Genomic DNA, 25,616 nt, shown 5'->3' with positions numbered 1-25,616 from the left:
TTGCGGAACGGACAGGAGAGGCATTATGGCGCGTAAACTGACCCCGGAAGAAAAGATCGTGAATGCCGCGCTCCGGCTCGCCGGGAAGCGCGGCTGGACGGATTTGTCGCTCGCCGACATTGCCGGGGAAGCGAAGCTCGGCCTGGGCGAGCTATCCGCGCTGTTTTCCTCAAAGGCGCAGATCCTCGCTGCCTATGCACGGCGCATCGATGCGCAGGTGTTGAAGATGGCGGATGAGGAGGAACTGGCGGACGAGCCCGTCCGCGACCGCCTGTTCGATGTCGTCATGCTGCGCTTCGACGCCATGGCGCAGGACAAGCCCGCGCTGAAGCGTATTACAGAGGATCTGGAGCGCGACCCCGTGGCGGCGCTTGCGCTCATCCCCTCCACGCTCCAGTCCATGGGGTGGATGCTGGAGGCGGCGGGGATCGACAGTTCGGGCTGGCGCGGGCTTATCCGCGTGCGGGGCCTGGCGCTTTTCTGGGCGCGCCTTCTGAAAGTCTGGCTCGACGACGACGAGGATCAGGCGCGCACCATGGCCGCCCTCGACAAGCGGTTGCGGCAGGGCGAGGAGTGGTTCGCCCGCGCGCAGGACTTCATGTCGAAGCGTCCGCGCCCGGCCGCGCGTCGCGGGAAGCCCGAAAATGACGATGCGAAGGATGCGGCATGAGCGGGAAAGCGGCGCCGGAGATTTCCTTCGACGATTTTCTGAAAGTCGATATCCGCATCGGTACGGTGGTGGAAGTCGCCCCTTTCCCGGAAGCGCGCAAGCCCGCCATCAAGCTCCGCATCGATTTCGGCCCGGATATCGGCGTGAAGAAAAGCTCCGCCCAGATCACCGACCACTATACGCCCGAGGCGCTGGTCGGGCGGCGGGTGATGGCGGTGGTGAATTTTCCGCCGCGCCAGATCGGTCCCTTCATGTCGGAGGTGCTGACGCTCGGCTTTCCGGATGAAGAGAGACGGATCGTGCTGGCGGGCGTCGACGGCGACCTGCCGGACGGGGCGCGGCTCGCCTGACCCCTGTCAGAAATGAAACACCCGGCAGGCGGTGATCCTGCCGCCGCGCCACTCCATCGCTTCCATCACGCGCATCGGGCTGGCGTCGTTGCCGTTCAGGATACGCAGGTATTCCACCGCCGCGCGGCCCGTATCGTCGTCGCCTTCCGCGATGACGCTGAGAATATCGGCGCGGAAGCTTTCGAGCGCCCTGGCTGAGGCGGTCGCATAGCCGAGCACTTCGTCGCGTCCGTGCAGGGTCGCATCTTCCTTGCCCAGTCTTTCGCGCACCACGCCGCTCATATGCGTCCCGTCCGGCGCATAAAGCGCGGCCACGGCTTGCGGGTCGAGTGCCTGCCAGGCCGCCTGCCATTTTCGCACCATCAGGGGGAGATCGTTCATACCGGCACGTCCACGATGGCGCGCAAGCCGCCCGCGGGGCTGCGCGAGAGCGTAATGTCGCCGCCATGGCCGCGCGCGATGTCGCGGGCGATGGCAAGGCCGAGGCCTGAGCCGCCTTCATCGAGGTTGCGGCTGTCGTCCAGCCGGTAGAAGGGGCGGAACACTTCCTCGAGCTGATCGTCGGGCAGGCCCGGACCGTCGTCGTCCACCACGATTTCGATATCCGCGCCCGGATCGCTCATATCGCGAAAGCCGGTGATCCAGACATTGTCGCCATATTTGCAGGCATTGCCGACAAGGTTGGCGAGGCAGCGTTTGAAGGCGCTTCGGCGAAGCGGCACATGCAGATCGCCCTGCACGGTAACGGTGACGTTGCAGCCCTTGCGCTGCCAGTCGTTACAGGTTTCGCGCAGCAAATCGCCGAGGTCGGTTTCTTCCGTCGCTTCGCCGCGATGGCCGCGCGCGAATTCCAGATAGTCGTCCAGCATGCGCTGCATCTCGTCGATATCCTTGCGCATCTCCTGGACTTGCGGGTCGTCGCCCATCATGGCGAGTTCGAGACGCATACGGGTGAGCGGCGTTCTCAGGTCGTGGCTCACCCCGGCCAGCATGGCGGTGCGCTGGGCGATCTGGCGTTCGATGCGGTTGCGCATGTCGAGAAAGGCTTCCGCGGCGCGGCGGACTTCCGATGCGCCGCGCGGGCGGAAACTCGGCACGTCCCGCCCCATGCCGAAGCCTTCTGCGGCTTCCGCGAGCCGTTCGATGGGACGGATCTGGTTTCTCAGGAAAAGGATTGCGACCACGACCAGCACGAAGGAGGTGCCGACCATCCAGACCAGAAAGATATGCGAGTTGGTCGCATAGACATGGCTCGCCGGCGAGAGCGTGCGCATGACGCCGCCATTATAGGCGACGCGGATGTCGATATAATCGGTGTATCGGCTGGTATCGATCCAGAAGGGGCGCTGCACCTTTTCGCGCAGATTGGCGCTCAGCGAGCTTTCCAGCAGGCCGCCGGTCGACGCGGGCGTGTCGGGCAGTTTCTCGCCCGGCAGGAAGGCGACGGAAAGCGTCAGCGTTTCGCGCGCTTCCTTCGAGAGCGTCTCGGCGCGTTCCCTTGTCGGCTCGCGCTCATATTCGTTCAGCAGCAGGGCGATCTCGGAAACGGCGCTGGCGGAGAGCCGTTCGGTCACGAGCTGCCAGTGCCGTTCCAGAAACATATAGGTCACGACGATCTGCAAAAGCACCATCGGCGCCACGATGATGATGAGCGATCGGCCGTAAAGGCCTCGCGGCAGCATGTTCTTGATGAAACGGGTCATCGACACTCTATTCGTTCCGCTTCTTCTGTGTGCGCATCAATCCGGCATCAGTACGTAGCCTTCGCCGCGCACGGTCTGCAGGTAAAGCGGATTTCGGGGGTCGTCCTCGACCTTGCGGCGGAGCCGGTTGATCTGGACGTCGATAGAGCGTTCCGCCGCTTCGTTCTCGCAAAGATCGAGGCGCGAAATCGTCTGGCCGGGATGGGCGGCGAAGATGCGCAGGAGCTGCACTTCGCGCGTCGTCAGCCGGACGAGCTGTCCGTCGCGGCGGAGTTCGCCGCGCTGGGGGTTGAATTCGCAGCCGCCGAAAGTCAGCGCGCCGGAGGCCGCGCCGCCGCCTGGGGCGCGTGCCCGGCGCAGAATGGTGCCGACGCGCAGCAGCAGTTCGCGCGGCTCGAAGGGTTTGGCGAGATAGTCGTCCACGCCGCGCTCCAGCCCGTCGATCCGGTCGCTGGCATCGCCGCGCGCGGTCAGCATCAGGATCGGCACGTTGGAGGTTCGCCGCACGGCACTGGCGAAGTCGAAACCGTTTTCGCCCGGCATCATCACATCGAGCACGATGAGGTCGAAGGCGAGCCCTTCGAGCTTTGCCCGCGCATCGGCCGCGTGTTCGGCCACGGTGACGCGATAGCCGTTTTCGCTCAGAAAGCGTTTCAGCAATTCGCGGATGCGCCGGTCGTCGTCCACGATGAGTACATGCGGGGCATCGTCGCCGGGCAGGGGCGCGGCCGCGGTATCGGGCTCTCCGGCGGCGCTCATGGCTTTCGTCCTTTCGGGCGGTCCCGGCCGTCGGCAAGGCGGTCTTCCACCTCCGACCGGTTTTCCTTGTTGAGAAGCGCCAGCATCACCTTGCGCCAGGCATCCTCCGCATTGCCGCCGGCCTCCGCGCCGGCTTCCAGAAGGGCGCGGGCGACGCGCTCGTGCTGCGGGGCGGCCAGCCTGTCGTTCAGGTCGCGCCCCGCCTCGGTGAGGTAGAGCAGGCGCTGGCGGCGGTCCTTGCGGCCGGTCTCCTGCGCCACGAAGCCGCGCTCGATGAGCTGCTTCAGCACACGGGCGAGGCTTTGTTTGGTAATACGGAGAATATCGAGGAGTTCGGCCACCGTAATGCCGGGGTTCCGCCCGACGAAATGGATGACCCGGTGGTGCGCCCGGCCGAAATCATATTCCGCCAGCAGGGCATCCGGATCGGAGATGAAGTCCCGATAGGCGAAGAACAGGAGTTCGATCGCCTCCACGAGGCGCGTCGCATCGTCGGCCTCGACAGCCGGGTCCGCGCCGCTTTCGGCGGGGTCGGTTTCTCGGGCCCTTTGCGGGGCGGGCGTCTCCTTGGTCACGTGCTTTTTCACCGCTGTCGCAATCGGCATGATTTTATGTCAGCCATATTGACATATTTTTTCCGCAGCGCTAGCCTCTCTTCGCTCGCTGGGTTGAGTAAGCGGCCTCCCGAAGGCGGGTGGCATCCTCGATTCTTCCAGACGATAATATAGACAGCCCCATAACACCCAAGCGGGATATGCGGCCGGGCCCGGAAGAGGCTCCACCGGATAGACCGAAAGAGGCAAGAGGCGGCCTGTTGTCTATGGCGAAATCGAGCCCAAGCGAGCCTCACAACATAACGCCAGGGAGCGGAATCATGGCAGATATTCCCTTCGACAAACGCGATGGCTACATCTGGTTCAACGGCGAATTGGTGCCGTGGTCGGACGCCAAGGTGCATGTACTCACGCATGGAATGCACTATGCCAGCAGCGTATTCGAAGGCTGCCGGGCCTATGGCGGCGAGATTTTCAAGCTGCATGAACATTCGCAGCGTCTGGTCGATTCCGCGCGCATTCTCGGCTTCGACATTCCCTATACGGTGGATGAGATCGACGAGGCCTGCCGGGCCGAGCTTGCCGCCCAGAAGCTGGAAGATGCCTATATCCGTCCGGTGGCCTGGCGCGGCAGCGAGATGATGGGCGTCTCCGCGCAGAAGAACCGCATCAATCTGGCGGTCGCGGCGTGGGAATGGCCGTCCTATTTCGATCCGGAACAGCGCAAGAAGGGCATCCGTCTCGATATCGCAGGGTACAAGCGGCCCTCGCCGGAGACGGCGCCGTCCGATGCGAAGGCGGCGGGTCTCTACATGATCTGCACCATCTCCAAGCATGCCGCCGAGGACAAGGGCTATGCCGATGCGCTGATGTACGACTATCGCGGCTATGTGGCCGAGGCGACGGGCGCCAACATCTTCTTCATCAAGGACGGCGTCATCCATACGCCGACCCCCGATTGCTTCCTCGACGGCATCACGCGCCGCACGGTGATCGACCTGGCGAAGGCGCGCGGGCTCGAAGTAATCGAACGCCATATCAAGCCGGAAGAGATGGCAGACTTCTCCGAATGCTTCATCACCGGCACGGCGGCGGAAGTGACGCCGGTGGGCGAGATCGGCCCCTACAGGTTCACGCCGGGTGAGATTTCCGAGAATCTGTACAAGGACTACATGGCCCTTGTGTATGCGCATCAGGACAAGGCGAAAGTCGCCAATGGCTGATACGGGCCAACATGAATGGAAGATGGGGTCGCCTTCGGGCGGCCCTATTTTTTTGTCCAGCGCGCCGCCGCTGTGTCGTCGCTGTCGCGCGCATCCACCCAGTCGCCGCCTTCTGCCGTTTCCTCGCGTTTCCAGAAGGGGGCGCGGGTCTTCAGATAGTCCATCAGGAACTCCGCCGCCTCGAAGGCGGCCTGCCGATGGGCGGAGGCGGTGACGACGAGCACGATATTCTCGCCGGGCAGAAGGCGTCCGACGCGATGCACGACGAGGCTCGCCTCCAGCGGCCAGCGTGCCTGCGCTTCGGCTTCGATGCGCGTGAGTTCCTTCTCCGTCATGCCGGGATAGTGTTCGAGTTCCAGCGCGACGAGGTCGCCGGTCTTGTCGCGCACCGTGCCGGAAAAGGTGACGACCGCGCCGATATCGTGGCGGTCTTTCGAGAGGGCGGCCACTTCGGCGCCGATGTCGAAATCCTCTGTCTGGACGCGGATCATGACGACCTTTGCTTCTTCGGCCTCGCCCTTCGAGACGGATGCTGCGCATCCTCCTCAGGGTGAGGGATCAGTTCTGACTTACGCCTCATCCTGAGGAGGCCCGCAGGGCCGTCTCGAAGGACGAGGCCGAGGTGTGCGCCGCGATTTCGATAAATCCTTCAATTGCCCGAAATCGCCGGCGATAAGGGCTTCTTTCTTGGCGCGGCTCCAGCCCTTCAGTTTTCTCTCTGCGGCGACAGCGTCGGTAATTCGTTCAAAGCTCTCCGAAAAGGCAAGGGTTACCGGTCTTCGATTGAACGTGTAGCTGCGATAGGCGCCTGAATTGTGTTCGAGGATTCGTCTTTCAAGCGATCCGCGCGCAGAGCCGACATAGTAGCTTCCGTCATCGCAGCGAAGAATATAGACGAAAGCATTCACTTGGCAGGCTCCCTGGCCTCGCCCTTCGAGACGGATGCTGCGCATCCTCCTCAGGGTGAGGATTTGGTTCTGACATTGCGCCTCATCCTGAGGAGGCCCGAAGGGCCGTCTCTAAGGACGAGGCCTGTCAACTATCCGCCCGTCACCGGCGGGAAGAAGGCCACTTCCTGCGCGCCTGCGATCGAGGCATCGAGATCGGCGTGTTCCTGATCGATCGCGCAGCGTATGACCTTCAGGTCTTCGAACGCGGCTTCATAGCCTTCGTCGCGCCGGCGCAGCCAGTCTATGAGGCCGGTTACATCTGCGATCCCGGCCGGCAGCGTGACGTCTTCCTCCGCCTTGCCGGTCTTCTGTTTTACCCAGGCGAAGTAGAGAAGTTTCATGGCGCGGCGTCTCCATTGGCCGCGCTCCCGCCTGGGGTCGCGGGAGCGCCGGCGGGGCGTTCCGGCGGGCGCGTATCGTCGATATGCCGTAGCCCGGCGCGGAAATAGTCATAGCCCGTATAAAGGGTCAGGATCGCCGCGGCCCAGAGGAGCGTCAGCCCCAATTCGGTAATGCCCGGCACGATGCGGTCGCCCGCCGGGCCCAGCAGCAGGAAGGCCAGGGCGACCATCTGGATCGCGGTTTTCCATTTTGCCAACTGCGTCACCGGCACGCTGACGCGCAGGCCCGCCAGATATTCGCGCAGCCCCGAAACCAGGATTTCCCGGCACAGGATGATGATCGCCGCCCAGAGCGAATAGCCGGCAATCGTGCCTTGCCATGTGAGCGCCAGCAGCACCACGGCGACGAGCAGCTTGTCGGCGATGGGATCGAGCATCCGGCCCAGATTGGAGGTCTGGTTCCAGGCGCGGGCAAGGTAACCGTCCAGCCAGTCGGTAATGCCTGCCATCGCAAACAGGGCCAGCGCCGTCCAGTTGCCCGCATCCTCTTCCAGATACAGGGCGATCACCACGAGGGGCACCAGAAGGATGCGGAAATATGTCAGCAGGTTGGGAAGATTGGTCGCCATGGTCTCGCGCGCCTGTTCGCCCGATATGAACGGGCATCGTTGCTTTGCCGCGCATTCTATCACCCGGAGCGCATTTGTTGAGGCCGGTCGGCTATTTTCCCGCGGTGTCGCCGCTTTCGCGTCCGGCGTTTCCGTTGAAATGGTCGTAAATGGTGCGGGCCAGGGTTTCGGAAATGCCGTCCACCGCCTCCAGATCGGAAATCCCGGCCCGTGAAACCGCCCGTGCCGACCCGAAATGGCGCAGAAGGGCTCGTTTGCGGCCCGGGCCGACGCCGGGGATTTCGTCCAGCGGATTGGTGCCGATGGCTTTCGAGCGACGCGCGCGGTGGCTGCCGATGGCGAAGCGATGCGCCTCGTCGCGCAGGCGTTGCAGGTAGTAGAGGACCGGGTTTCTCGGCTCCAGCATGAAGTCGGGCTTGCCGCGCATGAAGAAGCGTTCCCGGCCCGCATCGCGCTCCGGCCCCTTGGCGACGCCCACCGCCGTCACGCTGTCGATGCCGAGTTCGTCCAGCACCTCCAGGGCGATTTTGAGCTGGCCCGCGCCGCCGTCGATCAGGATGAGGTCCGGCCATGCGTCGCTGCGGTCCTCGCCTTCCTTTTTCTCGCCTTCCTCCTTCAGAAGCCGGGTGAACCGTCGCGTCAGCACCTCGCGCATCATGGCGTAATCGTCGCCGCCGAATTCGCCGGCCTCCTGGCCCGCCTGCTTGATGTTGAATTTGCGGTACTGGTTTTTCATGAAGCCTTCGGGGCCGGCGACGATCATGCCGCCCACGGCGTTCGCGCCCTGAATATGGCTGTTGTCATAGACCTCGATGCGCTCCGGGGCGTTTTCGAGGCCGAAGATTTCCGCCACGCCTTCCAGCAAGGTGCGCTGGGTGGAGCTTTCGGCGAGCCGCCGTCCCAGCGCCGAGCGGGCATTGGTCATGGCGTGTTCGACAAGCTCGCGCTTTTCGCCACGCTGAGGCACACCGACGGCGACTTTCCGGTCCGCGCGAAGGGTGAGCGCCTGCGCCAGCAGCTCGCGTCCCGGTATGTCGTGGCTCAGCAGCACCATGCGGGGGGGCGGGCGGTTTTCATAGAACTGGGCGAGAAACGCATCGAGCACGTCCTCGGGCCCCATTTCCTTGTCATGACGCGGGAAATAGGCGCGGTTGCCCCAGTTCTGTCCGGCGCGGAAGAAGAAGACCTGAACGCAGGTCTGACCGCCCTCCTGATAGGCCGCGAAGACATCCGCTTCGCCCACGGTTTGCGGATTGATGCCCTGATGCTGCTGGATCTGGGTCAGCGCGCGAATGCGGTCGCGATAGACGGCGGCCGTTTCATAGTCCCTCTCCGCGGCGGCTTCCTCCATCAGCCGGGCCAGTTCGCCTTGCGTCTTGCGGCTGCGTCCGCGCAGGAAGTCGTGCGCCTCCCTCACAAGTTCGGCGTAATCCTCCTTCGAGATTTCGCCGGTGCAGGGTGCGGAGCAGCGCTTGATCTGGAAAAGGAGGCAGGGCCGGGTGCGGCTCTCGAAAACGCTGTCGGAGCAGGAGCGCAGCAAAAACGCCTTCTGGAGCGCGTTGAGCGTGGCATTCACCGCCCCGGCGCTGGCAAAGGGACCGAAATAGTCGCCCTTGCGGGTGCGCGCGCCGCGATGCTTCACCACTTGCGGGAAGTCGTGATCGCCGGTCAGCAGGATGTCGGGGAAGGACTTGTCGTCCCGCAGCAGCACGTTGTAGCGGGGCTTCAGCCGTTTGATCAGGTTCGCTTCGAGCAGCAGTGCTTCGGTTTCCGTCTCCACGGTGATGAATTCCATGGAGGCGGTGGCGAGGATCATGCGGGCGATGCGGTTGGTATGGCCGCCCAGTTTTGCGTAGCTGGAAACGCGCTTCTTGAGCGAGCGCGCCTTGCCGACATAAAGCACCTCTCCCCTGGCGTCGTACATGCGATAGACGCCCGGGCTGTCGGGCAGGCGTTTCACCTGATCGGCGATGACCTCGACGCCGGTTCGGGGTTTCTCGCCGCCGGACGGGGCGCCGGGGCTGCTGTTTTCGGGTTCGTCGGTCATTCTGCGCGCACTCCGTTAATCCCGCAACGAACGCAACAAGTGTTACGCAGTCGCCTGAGAATGGCCTGAGTTGCCATAGAGAGCGCGCAGCATGAAGCCCCGCGCCCCATTAATGTCCCGGTCGACGTATATTTTCCCATCCGTGATGGTTTTCGCGCCGCCGAGGTTTTGAACCACGCTCCCGTCCCATGACCGGGTCTTGCTGGTATAGGCCTCGTTGCCGATGATTAGCCGCTTGCCATATTTGCGGCACATCCATGCAAGGTGTTGCCTGAAGCGGTAATGGCTGAAACCCAGCATCGACCGAACTGTCTTCGTTCGGATCTTGCGCTCCAGCCTCAAGGACATCTGCTTCGTCTCGAAGCGCGGCAGCAAGATGATATCGAACCTCTGGACGAGATCATAAGCCACACGACGATGCAGGTCGTCGACCAGGTTTCGGATCCGGAGGACCAGGCGGTCGATCTTCTTCTGATAGTGCCGTTTCCACTGATCGTGTTTTGCTCTTGCTCGCTGACCGATCAGCTTGTCGATCTGGAGCAGCAAGGGAAATACACGGGATGCGTAGAAGTCTTCTCCATAGGAGGTGGTCTGGTTCATCGAGTATGCGGTGGCAAAGCACCGCACACCGGGGTCGATGGCCACGATCGACCTGGCTTGGATTTCGTCTTGTCCGATCGTGGTGATGTGCTTTTGAGCGCAGATGAACCACTGGCCCCGCTCAAAAACGATGGTCGTGAGTTTGCCGAAAGCCTCCGGAGGCAAGCCCTCGGAAAGAGAGAGCTGTTTGGCGACGAACCCGGCGGAGAGCTTCTGGATGTAGAAGCGCTGACGGGGGTCCTTGAGGCTCCGAAATGCGTAGCCGGCAGATTCGCCATTTTTTCGCTTGCCGATAACGGCCTCGCGGGTTCTGAATGCGGCGAGAACAGCTTCGTCGCACCATGCCGATACGAAAGCCTCATCTCGTTCTGCGCATTCAGCCGCAACGAATTCCCGGATGGTTCGGCGCAGCTCGATCTTGCGAAGATCCGGGTGGTTGTAGTCGACAAACCCCTTGTCGGCCTCGATGAAGCACCCGATGGCAAGGTTGTAGGCCCGTCTTTGCTGACGGATCAGCGCAAAAAAGAAGCTCTCACCCCGAGGGTAGACCCGGATCTTTCTCGTGCCTTTGACTTGCCCTCTTGCCGTGCAAGAAGTTGCAGAAGCAAATGATAGGCACAACGAGATATTTGACGTCGACCGGCTCGGCACGATCGTTTTCTTCCAGAAGTTCGATGCGGCCTCCTGAAAGTTCGAAGATGTGGCCGATGAGCGTGACCCCTGACCGCGTGATCCGACCTGATGTGGCAGCCACCACATGGATTGGCTCTCCGCGCAGCGCGCGTTCCAATAGGGCGTAAAACCCTGATCTCCGGAAATGGAAACCGGATCCAGTGTCACGCACAACTCGCGCGCCCGGGTCGCGGGCGAGGAGGCGGCCTTGCCGGAGGTCGAGAGAAGACCGTTATTCTGCGCTTCAGACACGGAAATAGAGGCCGGTTTCGGAATCGACCCGCACCCAGATACGAAAATCTCCTCCGCGGGGCCGTGCAAATCTTTCAAACCGGCCTCCTTCGATCCGTCGATGCGCGGTCAGGCTGGTGACCTCGTCGCGACGTGCGATTGGCGTTGCCGTCTTTCAACTGGAGAGCATACAAACCCGCATCAGAACATTACAAGAACAAATTGTCACGAGCGGTCCTGCTTCTTCATCATTGTAGCCGGAGACCCCTTTTCGGGACCTTATCTCGTCAACAAGAGCTGTGGATAAGTCTGTGGGTTATTCCTGCAAGTGTGAGGTCAATATCCTGTAATCCTTGGGTTTTGTGACAGAAGCTGTCACACACCGCGAATCGTAAGCTCTTGAAATAGATAAAAGTTTTCGTTTTTTGCAAGGGAGGATGACAAACGCCGGCGATTTATGGCAGCTGCGGAAATGGTTAATGGCGGGCGTCCGCTGCTGTGCAAAATTTATCCGTATGCGTCACCCTGCCGCATCAAGCCGTTGAATCCATTAGCGCTTTTCTGGGCGTTTTAGCGCGTTGGCCGGACATGTGGTTATGGCGAACGCGCATGCGGCGGAAGTCAGGGGCGGGGACGGTGCCGCTCGATCTCCACACCGACGCTGGCAGCCTCCGGAATTACGGCAAGTTTTTCAACACGGACACGCGCCATCTGCACGCGGGCGTCTTCCAGGCAGGCCGCTGCGATCCGCTCGGCGAGGGTTTCCACCAGGTTGAGATGGCCTTCGTCGACAATGGCCTTGATGCGCTCGACCACGGTGGCGTAGCAGACGACATTGTCCAGCGCGTCGCCATGCAGGGCTTCGCGCACCGACAGGTCCACATTCACGCGGATGGGCTGGGCGCTGCCCAGTTCATGCTTGTAGACGCCGATATGGGCGTCCAGCAGCAGGTCGCGCACGAATACATGCCGCAGCGCGCGTTCGGCGTCGGCAATCTTCAGCGGGGTCACATTGTCGGGCTTGTTCATTCGGGTCCAATCCGGTTAGAGGGCGGTCCGCCTCCCCAACGGGCCTCGATCAACTCATTTCGCGATTATTCGTTTATGCCTACGACGTCCGGGGTCTCCCAGGCAAGGTGCTGTCCGCCATCGAGCGCAATCATCTGTCCCGTCATGGCCGGCGAGGCGAGGATAAAATGAAGTGCGGCGCAGATTTCCTCCGGCGAAGTGCCTCGACCGAGGATCGTGCCCTTGATCTGTTTGGCGAAATCCTGGGGCGATTGACGTGCATTGCGCATGGCGGGGCCGGGGCCGATGCCGTTCACGCGAATGCGGGGCGCAAAGGATGTCGCCATGACCCGCGTCATGTCCCACAGCCCCATCTTGCTCACCGTGTAGGAAAAGAAATGCGGCGTCGGGCGCCAGACCCGCTGGTCGACAAGATTGACGATATTGCCTTCCATGCCGTCGGGGAGCTGCATGGCGAAGCTCTGCGCCAGGAAGGCCGGCGCGCGCAGATTGGTATCGAGATGCGCGGTCCAGCTTTCCGCCGTCATTCCCGAGGCGGTGTCGTGCTCGAAAAGCGAGGCATTGTTGACCAGGAGGGTGAGGGGGCCCAGTGCCTCCGCCGCGCGGGGCACCAGCCCGTCCACGTCGCGGGCCGAGGCGAGGTCTCCGGCCAGCGCGGTTGCCCGACCGCCCGCCGAACGGATGTCCTGCACCACGGAGGCGGCTTCATCCGTCGAATGATGGCAATGCACCGCCACGGCATAGCCCCGTTCGGCAAGCGACAACGCCATGGCACGTCCGAGGCGCCGTGCGCCGCCCGTGACCAGCGCCGTACCCTTGTTTCCGTCCTGTCCCGTCACTGTAAGACCGTTGCCCCTGCCTCCGGCATGTCCACAAGGGGAAGCGTCGGTACGCTCCCCACCTCGATCGTCAGCCCCAGATAACCCGCATAGAGCAGAATGAACAAGACGCCTGCCGATCGGGTCACCCGGCCGCGGGTCATCACCATGGGGAAGATGCTGGCGCCGGCGAGGATCATGATCCAGAGATAGTAGTAGAGGAATTCGCGCTCCACCGGCAGCGGCGAGATCAGCGCCGTCACGCCCAGAATGGCAAGAATGTTCATGATGTTGGAGCCGACCACATTGCCGACCACCATGTCGTCGTTCCTGCGGATCGCGGCGACCATGGCCGTGGCGAGTTCGGGAAGCGAGGTGCCGACCGCCACCAGCGACAGGCCGATCACGGCGTCCGACACGCCGAAATAGGAGGCGATTTCGGTCCCGCTGCTGACGATGAGGTTCGCCCCGACAGGCAGGCCGATCACGCCGATGGCGATCATGCCCCAGATGAGGCGGCGCGAGGTCTTGGCAGTGCTGAGTTCGGTATGGGTGACGGCTTCGAGCGTTTCCTCGATCTCGGTCTCGACTTCCTTCACGCCGGTCACCATGCGGTGGACCCGGTCGACCAGTATCGTGCCGCCATTGCGGCGGTGGCTGCGCGCATCCCAGCCGGAAAAAAGCAGATAGGTTGCGAGGAGGGCGATCAGGATCACACCGTCCCATTTGCCCAGGCTGCCGAACAGGCAAAGCAGGATCAGCAGGAAGCTGGCTCCCATCATGATGAGGGCGTTCATCGGGATGGATCGGCCCTGGCAGGCAATCGGGTAGATCAGGGCGGGCAGGCCCAGCACCAGCCAGATATTGGCGATGTTGGAGCCGACCACATTGCCAAGGGCCATGCCTGCCGCGCCTTCCAGCGCGGCCTTGACCGAAACCAGCAGTTCAGGAAGCGAGGTGCCGAGGGCGACGACGGTGAGCGCGATCAGCAAGGGGGAGAGGCCGTAGCGCGCCGCCAGCGCGGTTGCGCCGCGGACCAGGATATCGCCCGAAGCCAGAAGGATCGCGAAGCCGAGCAGGAGAAGGAAATAGGTCATGCCGCTCGACATCCTTTCGGAGCGGGCGTGGACGGCGTTTCGCCGGGACGCATCTGTACCTGGCTTGTGACGATGTCAGAATCCTCCTGCTTCCCGCATTACCCCTGCGCGCCCGATCCGGCGCATGTCCGTCTCATATATGGTGCCGCCGTCCACCGGGCAACAGCGCCGAGGGGCGGATCGCGCCGGATTCCAGCAAAAATCCACGTCGGAAAGGGCCGGGAATGCGTCTGGCCGGTGGCGCAACACGCGCAAGGTTGCGATAGTCCCGGCATGATTGCGGAAAGGGAAGGGTGCCTTGGACGATTTGAGTAGCGCGGCGATAGCCGAGGCGGCGGGGAACATTCATGTGCCGTATATCAGGGAGGTCATCATCTTCCTGATCGCGGCCGTGATGGTGATGCCGCTGTTCCACTATGTCCGGGCGAGCACGGTTCTCGGCTATCTCGTCATCGGCGCCCTGATCGGGCCGCACGGGCTGTCGATCATCGAAAGTTCGGACGGTATTGCCGCGCTGGGCGAGCTGGGCGTCGTTTTCCTGCTTTTCACCATCGGCCTCGAACTCTCATGGACGCGCCTGCGCGCCATGCGCACTCTCGTGCTCGGGCTGGGCGGGGCGCAGGTGATGCTGAGCGGGATCGTACTGACCGGCGTCTTCATGCTGTTCGGCGTGCCGGCGGCGGGCGCGACTGTGATCGGCTTTGCACTTGCGCTGTCCTCCACGGCCATCGTCACGCAATTGCTGATCGAGCGGGGCGAGTTCGCTTCCCGGTCGGGCCAGATCTCCTTTTCGATCCTGCTGATGCAGGACCTTGCCGTCGTACCGCTTCTCGTCATGGTGACGATCCTGGCCGATGTGGCGAAGGGCGAGGATGTGAACATCGTCATGCTGGCGCTGTTTGCGACGCTGAAGGCGGTCGTCGCAGTGGCGCTGATCGTGACGGTGGGGCGCTATGTACTCAGTTCCGCCTATCGCTTCATTACATGGACGCGCAATCCGGAACTCTTTCTCGCGCTGTCCCTTCTTGCCGCCCTGCTGACGGCGGTGGCGACAGGAGCGGCGGGGCTTTCCATGGCGCTGGGTGCCTTTCTCGGCGGGCTCCTGCTTTCCGATACCGAGTTCCGCCATCAGGTCGAAAGCGACATCCAGCCTTTCAAGGGATTGCTGCTGGGGCTCTTCTTCATCTCGGTCGGCGTGGGCATGGATTTCAACGTGCTGGCCGACAATTTCACGCTCGTGTTCGGCATTCTTGGTGCTTTCCTCGTCATCAAGTCTCTTCTGGTCGGCGGTCTGACGCTGGCCTTCGGCCAGTCGCGTATCTGTTCGGTGCGCGCGGCGCTCTTGCTTGCCTCGGGCGGCGAGTTCGCCTTTGTGGTGATTTCGTCGGCCACGGCCGATGGCGTGGTTTCGGCCAGCGTCGCGCAGCCTGTGCAGCTTGCCACCGCCATCTCCATGGCGCTGACGCCGCTCCTTGCCATGGCGGGCGCGCGGCTCGAGGCCTGGCTCGATTCCCAGGCTGGCGAGCGCGAACGCAACGCGGCGGCGCTGGGCGAACTGACGGGCCATGTCATCGTGGCGGGATATGGCCGGGTGGGGCGCACCATCTCGTCCATGCTTGAGGAGCTGCATATTCCCTATGTCGCGCTCGATCTCGATGTCGCGCGTACGCGGCTGGCGCGGCAAACGGGGGCCCATGTCTATTACGGCGATGCGGGGCGGCCTGAGGTGTTGTCGCGTCTGGGCATCGGCCGTGCGGCCGCCATCGTCGTCACGCTGGACGATGTCGCGGCGGCCAATCGCACGGTCGAGGCGATCCGGCATCAGTGGCCCGGTATTGCGATTTTCGCCCGGGCGCGCGACCGGGCGCATATGAAGCAGCTTGTCGCCGCCGGGGCGACCCATGTGGTGCATGAGGCGCTGGAAGTCTCGCTTCAGCTTTCAGGCCATGTCATGCGCGCCATCGGTGCACCGGTGGAAGCATCCTCCCAGATGATCGAGCGCATCCGCTCCGAGATAGGCGTGGATGAGAATGGCGGTTCGGCAGAGGCGCGCCCGGACGCGTCGAGCTCCGAAAAATAGTCCGATCTACCGCGCCGCGTCCCGGAGTTGGACAAGCGTCCATGTCCGGGGCGGCGTTCCTCCCGATTTTTATCGTTCGACCCGGCATTTCCGTCTGGCAGAGAGCTTGCGAGGAGAGAGCAAGCTTACTTGCGCCGTTCCAGAACGGGACGGTTCGGTGCCCGGAAGGGCAAAGCGGAGAGGGAAGAATGAGCAAGCCGAACGAAAGTTCCGCAGGGGCGCTTCAGCCGGGTTTCGGCGCGTCGGCACGCCCGACGCCGCGCCGGGGGGCGCCGGTCGCCGCGGGAATGGCACAGCGCGTCGCGCATGCGTCGGGCATCACCGTCTATTCCAGTTTTGCGCAGGCCGAAAAGGCATGGCGCGAGATGGAAGCCGATGCGGCAGGCACCGCGTTTCAGAGTTTCGACTGGCTGTCGATCTGGCACGAGCATGTGGGAGGGCATGAAGGCGTCGAACCGGCCATCATGCTCGTCTCGCGAGGCGGACATCCCGTCATGCTGGCGCCTTTAGGCATCGAACGTCATCTGGGGCTGAAGCGTCTGGTCTGGATGGGCGGGAAGCTCGCCGACTACAAGGCCCCGCTCATTGCGCGCGATTTCTGGAAGCAGATGCCGGAGGGCGGGTTTCCGGTGCTGTGGAAGCAGATGAAGCGCGCGCTGCCCGCATTCGACTATGTCGTGTTCGAGAACCAGCCGGCCATGCTGGGCGAGTTGCGCAATCCCTTCGCCGTCCTGCCGGGGGCCGAGGCGCCGGACGATGCCTATCTTTTCGATCTGCCCGACAGTTTCGAGGACCTGACGCAACGCTATCGTGCCGAGACGCGGCGTATGGACCGCTCCAAGCTGCGCAAGCTCGAAGCGAAAGGCGAGGTGACGTTCGAAATCGCGCAGTCGCGCGACGAGCTTGTCGAAATGACCGAAGAGATTCTGACGCGCAAGGCGGAGCAGCTTGCCGCGCAGGGGATTTCATCCATTTTCCAGGATCCGGCGCATCGCGCGGCCTGGCGCGCGCTGGCCGACCTTCCCGAAGAGCGGCGCCTGCTGGAAGTGGCGGTGCTGCGTCTCGACGGGGAGTTTCTGTCAGGCTCCATCAGCCATGTCTGGCATGGCCGCTCGACGCTGATGGTGCATACTTATGAGATGGGCGAACATTCGAAACTGTCGCCCGGACGGCTTCATCTGTTGAAGCATCTCCAGTCCAGTATCGACCGTGGACTGACGGTTTACGATCTGTCCGTCGGCTATCTACCCTACAAGGCAAGCTTCTGCGACGAGCCGATGCGCATGGTGAACCATGTCGCCTCCGCCAGCCTTCAGGGTATGGTGCCGGTGCTTGCCATTAATGGCGGGCTCGCCGCCAAGCGGCGGATCAAGCGCAATCCGAAAGTCTTCGGCACGTTGCGCCGGCTGCGCGCGGCGGTGAAGGGCGGGTAGGTCGGGACGAAGTGCCGGGTGGGGTGGCACAGGCCTGCATCCTTCGAGACGCGGCTTCGCCGCTCCTCAGGATGAGGGTTTGGTTCTGAATTTGCTCCTCACCCTGAGGAGGGCCGTCAGGCCCGTCTCGAAGGGTGGGGCCATTTCCTTCACGACGGCCTTTTCTCCCAGGGCTCCAGCGTGCCTGCGATACGGCGCGGGATCGGATCGTCGAGCTGGGCGGCTGCCGCCGCGCTGATTTCGTGGTGATGCAGCCAGCGCGATGTCCCCTCCTCCTCGATCTTGAAGCCGAGGATCACCTGCGCATAGGTGATGTCGGGCTGAGCGGCCAGCGCATGGGCGCGCGTTTCGGCGATCGAGGGCGTTCCGTCCTTGCCAAGCAGGATCGAGCGCGATCCCATGACCTCGACCAGAAGCCCGCCCTGGGCCATCGTCGCGTCGAGCGCGGCGCGGATCAGTTCCGCCCGGGGCCGGATCCAGGTGAGCGCGATGTCATAGGGGCCGTGCTTTTCGATCTCGGTAATGAAACGGGCCGTGTCCTCATAGTCGAGCGCGAGCGGCACCAGCTTTTCGTCCAGCTCCGGTTCGCCATAGAGGAACTCGTCTGCCTTGCGGGAGACGATGACCGCCTTGTCCGCCCGGGCGATCGCTTCGCGGGCCGCTTCGGCCAGCATCCCCGTGGTGCCGATGAGCAGGGCGGTTGTTTTCGTGTCGGACATTTCTTTTCCTATTCTCTTCCGGCGTCGGTCAGGCGGTGTGTCTCGATTTCGATGTCGCGGGCGAGATCGCGCAGCGGCTCCAGCAGTGTCTTTGCCGCTTCCTGCTCGCCGATGACGGAGCGCATGAAGCGCAGGCTGACGGTTGCCAGCACACGGTCGCCCCGCATGACGGGCACGGCCATGCCCGTCACCCGGCGCCGTCCATCCGCCGCGCTTTTCGGGCTGGTGTTTGCGAGCTGGCGGACTTCGTCGCTCGTCAGGGCATAGCCTCTCTTGCGTATGCCGTTCAAGATTCGCATCACATCGTCCGGGTTGCGGGCGAGGCGGTCCGTCGCGGATCTGGACCGGCCCAGCCGCGCGATGATGGCGCGTCTTTCCCAGTCCGGGCAGAAGGCGAGATAGGCCAGCCCCAGCGCACCGAGCAGGAAGGGTGTCGGCGCTTCATAGATGAGCGGGTCGATGGCGACGGGGCTTTCGGCCACCGTGCCGTAACGCACGATCATCCGGTCGCCTTCCGCCACGCCGATGAAAAGCGTCCAGCGATGCTTCTTCGTGAACTCGCGCATCAATGGCTCGGCGACTTCCACCACGGCGTCAGACAGGCGGAAGCCCCATGACAGGCGCTGCACGCGCGAGGTGAGGCGGTAGCCTGCGCTGCGCGAAAGCTTTTCCACATAGCCGGCCTCGACCAGCTGGTCGAGCAGGCGCACCGCGCTCGATTTCGGCAGGGATGCGCGCTCGGCGATCTCGCCCAGATGCAGCGAATGCGCGGCATTCATCGCTTCCAGCACGTTCAACGCCCGCGCCACCGGCGCTCTCGTCGCTTCGCTCATCGGCGGTCTCCTCCCATTCGGCCTGTTCGGCAGCTGTTCCGTTCAACGGAATAATGGGACTTATGACTGACGCTTTCCAGTCCCCCGGGATTAGCCTCGCGGTCAATCGAGGTTCCGAGACGGAGGAAACATCATGGCCAAGGCCCAGATCCGGACCGCCCGCACCGACGAGAAGCGGGACTACAAGACGATCGAAGTGGCGCCGCTGACGCCCGTGCTGGGCGCGGAAGTGGAGGGGCTCGACCTGACGCAGCCGCTCTCCGATGCGCAGCTCATGGAAGTGAAGCAGGCCTTTGCCGATCATTCCGTGCTGGTTTTTCGCGATCAGGAGATTTCGCGCGAGGACCACAAGCGTTTCGCCGGCTATTTCGGCACGCTGCATACGCACCCCTATCACAAGAAGGATGCAAAGCCCGGTCATGCGGGTGAGGAGAGCGACCCCAACATCCTGCCGATCATTGCCGACCAGAATTCGCGCTATGTGGCGGGCGAGGGCTGGCATGCAGACGTCACCTGCGACGAGGAGCCGCCTTTCGGCTCCATGCTCTACATCACCGAGACGCCGGAGATCGGCTGCGGCGGCGATACCTGCTTCATCAGCGCCTATGAGGCCTATGAAACGCTGTCGCCCGCGATGAAGGCTTTCCTCGAAGGGCTCGACGCGGTGCATGACGGCGCCAAGCCCTATTCCGGCAGTTATGGCATCGCCGCGCCGGAGGGCGGTTGGCCGAAGACCAAACATCCCGTGATCACGCGCCACCCGGAAACGGGCCGCAAGCTGCTCTATGTCAATCGCGGCTTCACCACGCATATCGACGGGCTGGCCAAAGCCGAAAGCGATGCGCTGCTGGAAATGCTGTGGCGCCATCTGGAGGTCAATCCGGTGTTCCAGTGCCGTGTGCGCTGGACGCCCAACACGCTCACCTTCTGGGACAATCGCTGCGTACAGCACCATGCGGTGTGGGACTACTACCCCCATTCGCGCCGCGGCGAACGCGTCTCCATTGTCGGCGGACGGCCGTCCCGCTGATTGGGCGCGACAGGCGCAATGACGAAAACGTGATTTGCAGCCATCCGGCTCTCTTCCTCTGATGTGACGCACAATCACGGGCAGGAGAGCGGGATGGCTGATTTCTTTTCGGCGCTGCAGGCAGCGCAGGCTTCGCAGGACGCCTATATCGCGGCGCTGCCCTATTGGGTGCAGCTCTGGATGTACTGGATGATGGGCGTGCTGTTTCTCGGCAGCTTCATTGCGTCCTTCTTCCGCGTGGAAGCGCGCTGGCTCTTTCTGTCCTTCGTGCTCACCATCATCGCCACCATGGCGCTCGGCATGACGGTCGGCTGGAACAAGCTCTGGGGCGCAACGCATCTCGTGCTCTGGACGCCGGTGGTGATCTATTTCTTCAAGCGCTGGCCGCAGGTCGAGAAACGTAGTCTCTACGGCGTCTGGTTCACCCTGGCACTTGCGACGATGATCGTGTCGCTCGTTTTCGATGCGAAGGATGTCGTGGAATATGTGATGGGGGGTTGATCCCTCTATACGGTGTCATCCCGGCGAAAGCGGGTATCCATTGGCATCTGCGGCAAGGAACCGTTGCGAGTGAGACCCGGCCACCTTCTCATGTAAGGAGGGCCGGGGTGACACCGGGATATGGGTTAGCCGTCACGCCTCGTAAATCGCGTAATGCTTCCGCGTTTTCGTCACCACTTCCCAGGTGCCCTTGAAGCCCGCCGGGATGACGAAGGCGTCGCCGGCGCGGACGCGGGTTTCGGTGCCCGCCTCGTCGGCGATCACGCTTTCGCCTTCCAGGATGTGGCAGAACTCGTGCTCGCTATAGTCGATCTCCCATTTGCCGGGCTCGCTCTCCCAGATGCCTGAGAAGAACCTGCCGTCCTCCGAGGCATAAGCGTTCCATGTCCGGTTAACCGGCGTGCCCGCGAGCACGCGGTCGGCGGCGGGCTCTCCCGGTTCGGCGGGCGTGGCAGCGTTCACGGGAATGAGGGCGGTCATGGGCATTTCCTGTGTAAGGGGAGGCGCTTACCGCTTCTTGCCCTTGTTGCGGTATTTGTTCTTGTTGCCGCGTGTGCCGGGTTTGCCTGACGTCGAGCGGCCGGAGACTTTCTTGCCGCCCGCATTCGCCACGCGGTCCTCGATGGCGGATTGCCGCTGCATCGGGTCGTCGGAGATCGCCAGTTCCGTCGCTTCCAGCCGCTTGATCTCGTCGCGCAGGCGGGCGGCCTCCTCGAATTCGAGGTCGGCGGCCGCCGTCTTCATGCGGTTTTCCAGGTCCTCGATATGGGCGCGCAGATTGTGGCCGACCAGCTCCGTGTCGCCGCTCGTGCCGGTGTCCACGCGCACATGGTCGCGCTCATAGACGCTTTCGAGAATGTCGCCGATATTCTTGCGGATCGATTCCGGCGTGATGCCGTGTTCGGTGTTGTAGGCGAGCTGCTTTTCGCGGCGGCGGGTGGTCTCGGCCAGCGCGCGTTCCAGCGAGCCCGTCACTTCGTCCGCGTAAAGGATTACGCGCCCGTCCACGTTGCGCGCCGCGCGGCCGATGGTCTGGATGAGCGATGTTTCCGACCGAAGGAAGCCTTCCTTGTCCGCGTCGAGGATGGCGACCAGCGAACATTCGGGAATGTCGAGGCCCTCGCGTAAGAGGTTGATGCCGATCAGCACGTCGAAGGCGCCGAGGCGCAGATCGCGGATGATCTCGATGCGCTCCAGCGTGTCGATGTCGGAATGCATGTAGCGCACGCGGATGCCTTGCTCATGCATGTATTCCGTCAAATCTTCCGCCATGCGTTTTGTGAGCGTCGTCACCAGCACGCGGCTGCCCTTCGCGGCCACCTCGCGGCATTCGGCGATGAGGTCGTCCACCTGCGTTGCGACGGGACGGATTTCCGTCACCGGGTCGATCAGGCCCGTCGGGCGAATGACCTGTTCCACGAAGACGCCGCCCGTCTGGTCCATCTCCCAGGGGCCGGGCGTCGCCGAAACGAACACCGATTGCGGCCGCATCGCGTTCCATTCCTCGAAGCGCATGGGCCGGTTGTCCACGCAGGAGGGCAGGCGGAAGCCGTATTCCGCCAGCGTCGATTTGCGCCGGTAGTCGCCCCGGAACATGCCGCCGATCTGCGGCACGGTCACATGGCTTTCGTCGGCGAAGACCAGCGCATTGTCGGGCAGGTACTCGAAGAGGGTGGGCGGCGGCTCGCCGGGCTTGCGGCCCGTCAGATAGCGCGAATAGTTCTCGATGCCCGCGCAGCTTCCCGTCGCCTGCATCATCTCGATGTCGAATTGCGTGCGCTGTTCCAGCCGTTGCGCTTCCAGGAGCTTGCCCTGGCCCTTCAGCTCCTGCAGGCGCACCTGAAGGTCGTGCTGGATTTCCTCGATCGCCTGGTTGAGCGTCGGCTTGGGCGTCACGTAATGGCTGTTGGCGTAGAGCTTCACGAGGTCGAGCTTGCCGGTCTTCTGGCCGGTCAGCGGGTCGAACTCGACAATGTCTTCCACCTCGTCGCCGAACAGCGAGACGCGCCAGGCGCGGTCCTCGTAATGCGCCGGGAAGATTTCCACCGTGTCGCCGCGCACGCGGAAGGTGCCGCGCCCGAAGGCCGCGTCGTTGCGCTTGTATTGCAGCGCCACGAGGTCGGCGATGAGCTGGGTGCGGTCGAGCTTTTCGCCCCGCTTGATGGTGAAGGTCATGGCGGAGTAGGTCTCCACCGAGCCGATACCGTAAATGCACGACACCGACGCCACGATGATGACGTCGTCGCGCTCCAGAAGCGCGCGCGTGGCGGAGTGGCGCATCCGGTCGATCTGCTCGTTGATCGAGCTTTCCTTCTCGATATAGGTGTCGGTGCGCGGCACATAGGCTTCCGGCTGGTAGTAGTCGTAATAGGAAACGAAATACTCCACCGCATTGTTCGGAAAGAAGCTCTTGAACTCGCCATAGAGCTGGGCGGCCAGCGTCTTGTTCGGCGCGAGGATGAGGGCGGGGCGCTGCGTGCGCGAGATCACCTGCGCCATGGTGTAGGTCTTGCCGGAGCCGGTGACGCCCAGCAGCACCTGGTCGCGGTCGCCGCCATCCACGCCCGCCACCAGTTCCTTGATGGCTTCCGGCTGGTCGCCCGCGGGCTGATATTCCGAAACGAGGTCGAGCCTGATGCCGCCTTCGGATTTCTCCGGACGGTCGGGGCGGTGCGGCTCGAAAAGCGGCCAGTTCGCCGGATCGCCTTTCAGCGCGCCGGCCCATGAATCGCGGTCGGCCTGCGCCAGCGCCTCGCGGTTTTCAGGCGTAAAACGCCCCGCCGGCCCTTCCGACAGCCCGCCATTCTCCCGCGTCGGAACCGGCTCGGAGCCGCGCCCGAAAGATTTGAAATTACCTCGTGCCATGCCCCCAATATGGCGCGGGCCGGGGCGATTATCCAGAGGGCGCGGGGCTTGACCGGTCCACGCTGGCAGGCAGACTGAACGCCTTGTCTCAGCCTGGGGAATCGGGGGGCGCCAGCGCGTGTCGGCGGAAGAGGAAAACGGGGCCGTAGAAGCCTTTATCGAAAAATGGGCGGCCTCCAGCGGGGCGGAACGGGCGAACTATCAGCTTTTTCTGGTCGATCTGTGCCATCTGCTCGGCGTGGAGGAGCCGCGCCCGGCCGTTCAGGAAAACCGGCTGAACGACTACGTCTTCGAGCGCTCGGTGTCCTTCAAGCATCCGAACGGGACGCAGAGTTCCGGCTTCATCGATCTCTACAAGCGCAATTGCTTCGTGCTGGAAGCCAAGCAGAGCGCCAAGCGCGCCGGCCTTGCCGTCAATCGGGACGATGCGCAGATGGGGCTCCTGCCGGAGGATGCGACGCAGGTGAAAACCGGCACGGCGCGGCGCGGCACCAAGAGCTGGGATGCCGCCCTCGTCAATGCGCGCCGCCAGGCGGAGGATTATGCCAAGGCGCTGCCGCGCGAGCATGGCTGGCCGCCTTTCCTCATCGTGGCCGATGTGGGGCACTGCATCGAGCTTTACGCGGATTTCGCACGGCAGGGAAAGAACTACGCCCAGTTCCCGGACCGGCGCTCCTACCGGATCATGCTGGAGGATCTGCGCGACAAGGATGTGCGCGAGCGCCTGCGTCTCGTCTGGACCGATCCCCTCTCGCTCGACCCGGCGCGCAAATCCGCCGAGGTCACGCGCGACATTGCGGAGCGGCTGGCCAAGGTCGCCAAGACGCTGGAAGCGCGCGGCAACAATGCGGGCTCGGTGGCCGAATTCCTCATGCGCTGCCTCTTCACCATGTTCGCGGAGGATGTGCGCCTGCTGCCGGAAGGGGCCTTCACCAATCTCCTGCAACAGATGAAGGACACGCCGGACAAATTCCGCTTCGCCATGGAAGATCTCTGGAAGGCGATGAATGCGGGCGGCTATACCGGCGTCATCAACGAGGTGGTGAAGCGCTTCAATGGCGGTCTCTTCGCCAATCCCACGGCGCTCGACCTCGATGCGGATGAAATCCACGAGCTCTGGGTCGCCGCCAAGCGCGACTGGAAGGATGTGGAGCCCGCCATTTTCGGCACGCTCTTGGAGCGCGCGCTGGACGACCGGGAACGCCACAAGCTCGGCGCGCATTACACGCCCCGCGCCTATGTGGAGCGGCTGGTGGTCCCCACCATCATCGACCCTCTGACCGACGACTGGAAGAACGCGCAGGCGGAAGCCGAGCAGCTTCTGAATGAGGGCAAGGAAAACGAGGCGCGCGACGCCGTGCGCGGTTTCCATCAGGCGCTTTGCCAGACGCGGGTGCTGGACCCCGCCTGCGGCACGGGGAACTTCCTCTACGTTTCCATGGAGCTGATGAAGCGGCTGGAAGGCGAGGTGCTGGACTATCTGGAAAGTCTGGGTGAGAGCCAGTACCTGCTGGAGCTGTCAGGCCATACCATCGACCCGCACCAGTTCCTCGGGCTGGAGATCAATCCGCGCGCGGTGCAGATCGCCGATCTCGTGCTCTGGATCGGCTTCCTCAAATGGCAGATCCGCACCGGCGGTCAGGCCGCCATTTCAGAGCCCGTGCTGAAGGCATTCAAGAATATCAGGGAACAGGACGCCGTGCTCGCCTATGACGGGCGGGAGCTGCTGCGCGACGAGGACGGCAATCCCGTCACCCGCTGGGACGGGCATACGATGAAGCGGTCTCCCGTCACAGGCGAGGAGGTGCCGGACGAGACGGCGCGCATCGAAACCTATCGCTATTCGAACCCGCGCCCGGCGGACTGGCCGGAAACGGATTTCATCGTCGGCAATCCGCCGTTTCTCGGTGGCAAGGACATCAGGGCGGAAATGGGCAGCGGCTATGCCGAGGCGATCTGGGCTGCGCGGCCGCATATTCCGGGCGGCGCGGATTTCGTCATGCATTTCTGGGATCACGCGGCGGAGCTGGTGCGGTTGGAGAAGGCGCGGCGTTTCGGCCTTATCACCACCAATTCCATCACGCAGACTTTCTCGCGCCGGGTGATCGAGCATCACATGAATGCGAAGAAACCGCTCGCGCTGGCCTTTGCCGTGCCGGATCACCCCTGGCTCAAAAGCGCGGACAAGGCCGCCGTGCGCATCGCCATGACGGTGGGCGTGCCCGGTCCGTCGCAGGGTTATCTCTTCACCTCGATCGCCGAGCATGGGCTGAACACGGATACCCCGACTGTGGAGTTCGATGTACGACAGGGCGTGATCTGGTCGAATTTTACGATAGGTGCGGATTTGGCTTCTGCTACGCCGCTGTTGGCTAATGAAGGGCTTTCTAGTGGATTGATTGGAACGAAAGAGTCCGGTTTGGGATTCCCTTTCGAGCGGTTGCGTGCGAGTCTTGAAGGATGCGCAGTGGCATCTCCTTCA

At 63.2% G+C, this 25,616-nt stretch carries 25 protein-coding genes; 8 read left to right on the top strand and 17 right to left on the bottom strand.

Annotation, left to right across the window (positions count from 1 at the left end):
- Positions 1-25: 25 nt before the first annotated feature.
- Both FHS78_RS02585 and FHS78_RS02580 read left to right on the top strand, forming a co-directional pair.
- A complete protein-coding gene (locus FHS78_RS02585; protein WP_167090036.1) occupies positions 26-670 on the top strand; it encodes a TetR/AcrR family transcriptional regulator in 645 nt (214 codons plus the stop codon).
- Entirely contained in the window at positions 667-1,020 is a 354-nt protein-coding gene (locus tag FHS78_RS02580; protein WP_167090034.1) for a tRNA-binding protein, read from the top strand. The genes FHS78_RS02585 and FHS78_RS02580 overlap by 4 nt, the downstream gene beginning before the upstream one ends.
- Before the next feature lie 6 nt (positions 1,021-1,026).
- Here the strand turns inward: FHS78_RS02580 and FHS78_RS02575 are convergent, their stop codons facing one another.
- From FHS78_RS02575 to FHS78_RS02560, 4 genes are read right to left on the bottom strand one after another with little or no spacing between them, the layout of a single operon-like run.
- Entirely contained in the window at positions 1,027-1,401 is a 375-nt protein-coding gene (locus FHS78_RS02575; protein WP_167090032.1) for a nuclear transport factor 2 family protein, read from the bottom strand.
- Positions 1,398-2,723 (bottom strand): ATP-binding protein, encoded by a 1,326-nt coding sequence (locus FHS78_RS02570; RefSeq protein WP_167090020.1) that lies wholly within the window; start codon positions 2,721-2,723, stop codon positions 1,398-1,400. The genes FHS78_RS02575 and FHS78_RS02570 overlap by 4 nt, the downstream gene beginning before the upstream one ends.
- A 36-nt stretch (positions 2,724-2,759) precedes the next feature.
- Positions 2,760-3,482: a response regulator gene (locus FHS78_RS02565; protein ID WP_167090018.1), complete on the bottom strand. Its 723-nt coding sequence runs from the start codon at positions 3,480-3,482 to the stop codon at positions 2,760-2,762.
- Positions 3,479-4,087, bottom strand: coding sequence for a MarR family winged helix-turn-helix transcriptional regulator (locus tag FHS78_RS02560; RefSeq protein ID WP_167090016.1), 609 nt, complete (start codon positions 4,085-4,087; stop codon positions 3,479-3,481). Before FHS78_RS02560 ends, FHS78_RS02565 begins: the two co-directional genes overlap by 4 nt.
- A 269-nt stretch (positions 4,088-4,356) precedes the next feature.
- On the opposite strand from FHS78_RS02560, the gene FHS78_RS02555 reads away from it, so the two are divergent.
- Positions 4,357-5,259, top strand: coding sequence for a branched-chain amino acid aminotransferase (locus FHS78_RS02555; RefSeq protein WP_167090014.1), 903 nt, complete (start codon positions 4,357-4,359; stop codon positions 5,257-5,259).
- Positions 5,260-5,303: 44 nt separating this feature from the next.
- On the opposite strand, the gene moaE is transcribed toward FHS78_RS02555, so the two are convergent.
- The 9 genes from moaE to FHS78_RS02510 all read right to left on the bottom strand — a co-directional run bounded on the left by moaE (position 5,304) and on the right by FHS78_RS02510 (position 13,673).
- Entirely contained in the window at positions 5,304-5,750 is a 447-nt protein-coding gene (gene moaE / locus FHS78_RS02550; protein WP_167090012.1) for a molybdopterin synthase catalytic subunit MoaE, read from the bottom strand.
- Between the two features lie 78 nt (positions 5,751-5,828).
- On the bottom strand, positions 5,829-6,167 hold the full coding sequence (locus FHS78_RS02545) for a GIY-YIG nuclease family protein (protein ID WP_167090010.1): 339 nt from the start codon (positions 6,165-6,167) through the stop codon (positions 5,829-5,831).
- Between the two features lie 131 nt (positions 6,168-6,298).
- Positions 6,299-6,550, bottom strand: coding sequence for a molybdopterin converting factor subunit 1 (gene moaD, locus FHS78_RS02540; RefSeq protein ID WP_167090008.1), 252 nt, complete (start codon positions 6,548-6,550; stop codon positions 6,299-6,301).
- Positions 6,547-7,179: a CDP-diacylglycerol--glycerol-3-phosphate 3-phosphatidyltransferase gene (pgsA, locus tag FHS78_RS02535; protein WP_167090006.1), complete on the bottom strand. Its 633-nt coding sequence runs from the start codon at positions 7,177-7,179 to the stop codon at positions 6,547-6,549. Before pgsA ends, moaD begins: the two co-directional genes overlap by 4 nt.
- A gap of 91 nt (positions 7,180-7,270) precedes the next feature.
- The gene (gene uvrC / locus FHS78_RS02530) at positions 7,271-9,226 is read right to left on the bottom strand and encodes an excinuclease ABC subunit UvrC (protein WP_167090005.1); all 1,956 of its coding nucleotides are present in this window, start codon (positions 9,224-9,226) and stop codon (positions 7,271-7,273) included.
- 42 nt (positions 9,227-9,268) lie between these two features.
- Positions 9,269-10,828 (bottom strand): zinc ribbon domain-containing protein, encoded by a 1,560-nt coding sequence (locus FHS78_RS02525; RefSeq protein WP_167090003.1) that lies wholly within the window; start codon positions 10,826-10,828, stop codon positions 9,269-9,271.
- Between the two features lie 522 nt (positions 10,829-11,350).
- Positions 11,351-11,758: a dihydroneopterin aldolase gene (gene folB, locus FHS78_RS02520; protein WP_167090001.1), complete on the bottom strand. Its 408-nt coding sequence runs from the start codon at positions 11,756-11,758 to the stop codon at positions 11,351-11,353.
- A gap of 65 nt (positions 11,759-11,823) precedes the next feature.
- Complete coding sequence (locus FHS78_RS02515; RefSeq protein WP_167089999.1) at positions 11,824-12,597, bottom strand: SDR family oxidoreductase; 774 nt, start codon at positions 12,595-12,597, stop codon at positions 11,824-11,826.
- Positions 12,594-13,673: a calcium/sodium antiporter gene (locus FHS78_RS02510; RefSeq protein ID WP_167089997.1), complete on the bottom strand. Its 1,080-nt coding sequence runs from the start codon at positions 13,671-13,673 to the stop codon at positions 12,594-12,596. Before FHS78_RS02510 ends, FHS78_RS02515 begins: the two co-directional genes overlap by 4 nt.
- A 298-nt stretch (positions 13,674-13,971) precedes the next feature.
- Between FHS78_RS02510 and FHS78_RS02505 the strand changes: the two genes are divergently transcribed.
- Both FHS78_RS02505 and FHS78_RS02500 read left to right on the top strand, forming a co-directional pair.
- Positions 13,972-15,753: a cation:proton antiporter domain-containing protein gene (locus FHS78_RS02505; RefSeq protein WP_167089995.1), complete on the top strand. Its 1,782-nt coding sequence runs from the start codon at positions 13,972-13,974 to the stop codon at positions 15,751-15,753.
- A 188-nt stretch (positions 15,754-15,941) separates the two neighbouring features.
- Positions 15,942-17,186, top strand: coding sequence for a GNAT family N-acetyltransferase (locus FHS78_RS02500; protein ID WP_167089993.1), 1,245 nt, complete (start codon positions 15,942-15,944; stop codon positions 17,184-17,186).
- A 149-nt stretch (positions 17,187-17,335) separates the two neighbouring features.
- On the opposite strand, the gene FHS78_RS02495 is transcribed toward FHS78_RS02500, so the two are convergent.
- A complete protein-coding gene (locus FHS78_RS02495) occupies positions 17,336-17,905 on the bottom strand; it encodes a Rossmann-fold NAD(P)-binding domain-containing protein (RefSeq protein ID WP_167089991.1) in 570 nt (189 codons plus the stop codon).
- Positions 17,906-17,913: 8 nt separating this feature from the next.
- Entirely contained in the window at positions 17,914-18,738 is an 825-nt protein-coding gene (locus FHS78_RS02490; RefSeq protein ID WP_167089989.1) for a helix-turn-helix domain-containing protein, read from the bottom strand.
- Positions 18,739-18,871: 133 nt separating this feature from the next.
- Between FHS78_RS02490 and FHS78_RS02485 the strand changes: the two genes are divergently transcribed.
- Both FHS78_RS02485 and FHS78_RS02480 read left to right on the top strand, forming a co-directional pair.
- A complete protein-coding gene (locus tag FHS78_RS02485) occupies positions 18,872-19,768 on the top strand; it encodes a TauD/TfdA dioxygenase family protein (RefSeq protein ID WP_167089987.1) in 897 nt (298 codons plus the stop codon).
- A gap of 93 nt (positions 19,769-19,861) precedes the next feature.
- On the top strand, positions 19,862-20,269 hold the full coding sequence (locus FHS78_RS02480) for a hypothetical protein (protein WP_167089985.1): 408 nt from the start codon (positions 19,862-19,864) through the stop codon (positions 20,267-20,269).
- Between the two features lie 132 nt (positions 20,270-20,401).
- Here FHS78_RS02480 and FHS78_RS02475 read toward each other — a convergent pair whose 3' ends face one another.
- Together FHS78_RS02475 and uvrB are read right to left on the bottom strand one after the other, a co-directional pair.
- Positions 20,402-20,749, bottom strand: a complete 348-nt coding sequence (locus FHS78_RS02475) for a cupin domain-containing protein (protein ID WP_167089983.1) — start codon at positions 20,747-20,749, stop codon at positions 20,402-20,404.
- A gap of 27 nt (positions 20,750-20,776) precedes the next feature.
- Entirely contained in the window at positions 20,777-23,134 is a 2,358-nt protein-coding gene (gene uvrB, locus FHS78_RS02470; RefSeq protein ID WP_167089981.1) for an excinuclease ABC subunit UvrB, read from the bottom strand.
- Between the two features lie 118 nt (positions 23,135-23,252).
- Here uvrB and FHS78_RS02465 point away from each other — a divergent pair.
- Positions 23,253-25,616 (top strand): class I SAM-dependent DNA methyltransferase (locus FHS78_RS02465; RefSeq protein WP_167089979.1); only part of this gene is annotated, 2,364 nt, incomplete at its 3' end.

It is taken from the genome of Parvibaculum indicum, from assembly GCF_011762095.1.
Taxonomy (GTDB): Bacteria; Pseudomonadota; Alphaproteobacteria; order Parvibaculales; family Parvibaculaceae; genus Parvibaculum; species Parvibaculum indicum.
This window is presented reverse-complemented; position numbering and strand designations above follow the sequence as displayed.

Coding starts and splice junctions, on each gene's coding strand:
- FHS78_RS02585 (WP_167090036.1), top strand. CDS start 26: ATGGCGCGTAAACTGACCCCGGAAGAAAAGATCGTGAATGCCGCGCTC.
- FHS78_RS02510 (WP_167089997.1), bottom strand. CDS start 13,673: ATGACCTATTTCCTTCTCCTGCTCGGCTTCGCGATCCTTCTGGCTTCG.
- FHS78_RS02480 (WP_167089985.1), top strand. CDS start 19,862: ATGGCTGATTTCTTTTCGGCGCTGCAGGCAGCGCAGGCTTCGCAGGAC.
- pgsA (WP_167090006.1), bottom strand. CDS start 7,179: ATGGCGACCAATCTTCCCAACCTGCTGACATATTTCCGCATCCTTCTG.
- folB (WP_167090001.1), bottom strand. CDS start 11,758: ATGAACAAGCCCGACAATGTGACCCCGCTGAAGATTGCCGACGCCGAA.
- uvrC (WP_167090005.1), bottom strand. CDS start 9,226: ATGACCGACGAACCCGAAAACAGCAGCCCCGGCGCCCCGTCCGGCGGC.
- FHS78_RS02495 (WP_167089991.1), bottom strand. CDS start 17,905: ATGTCCGACACGAAAACAACCGCCCTGCTCATCGGCACCACGGGGATG.
- moaE (WP_167090012.1), bottom strand. CDS start 5,750: ATGATCCGCGTCCAGACAGAGGATTTCGACATCGGCGCCGAAGTGGCC.
- FHS78_RS02570 (WP_167090020.1), bottom strand. CDS start 2,723: ATGACCCGTTTCATCAAGAACATGCTGCCGCGAGGCCTTTACGGCCGA.
- FHS78_RS02580 (WP_167090034.1), top strand. CDS start 667: ATGAGCGGGAAAGCGGCGCCGGAGATTTCCTTCGACGATTTTCTGAAA.
- FHS78_RS02490 (WP_167089989.1), bottom strand. CDS start 18,738: ATGAGCGAAGCGACGAGAGCGCCGGTGGCGCGGGCGTTGAACGTGCTG.
- uvrB (WP_167089981.1), bottom strand. CDS start 23,134: ATGGCACGAGGTAATTTCAAATCTTTCGGGCGCGGCTCCGAGCCGGTT.
- FHS78_RS02575 (WP_167090032.1), bottom strand. CDS start 1,401: ATGAACGATCTCCCCCTGATGGTGCGAAAATGGCAGGCGGCCTGGCAG.
- FHS78_RS02485 (WP_167089987.1), top strand. CDS start 18,872: ATGGCCAAGGCCCAGATCCGGACCGCCCGCACCGACGAGAAGCGGGAC.
- FHS78_RS02555 (WP_167090014.1), top strand. CDS start 4,357: ATGGCAGATATTCCCTTCGACAAACGCGATGGCTACATCTGGTTCAAC.
- moaD (WP_167090008.1), bottom strand. CDS start 6,550: ATGAAACTTCTCTACTTCGCCTGGGTAAAACAGAAGACCGGCAAGGCG.
- FHS78_RS02475 (WP_167089983.1), bottom strand. CDS start 20,749: ATGACCGCCCTCATTCCCGTGAACGCTGCCACGCCCGCCGAACCGGGA.
- FHS78_RS02560 (WP_167090016.1), bottom strand. CDS start 4,087: ATGCCGATTGCGACAGCGGTGAAAAAGCACGTGACCAAGGAGACGCCC.
- FHS78_RS02565 (WP_167090018.1), bottom strand. CDS start 3,482: ATGAGCGCCGCCGGAGAGCCCGATACCGCGGCCGCGCCCCTGCCCGGC.
- FHS78_RS02500 (WP_167089993.1), top strand. CDS start 15,942: ATGAGCAAGCCGAACGAAAGTTCCGCAGGGGCGCTTCAGCCGGGTTTC.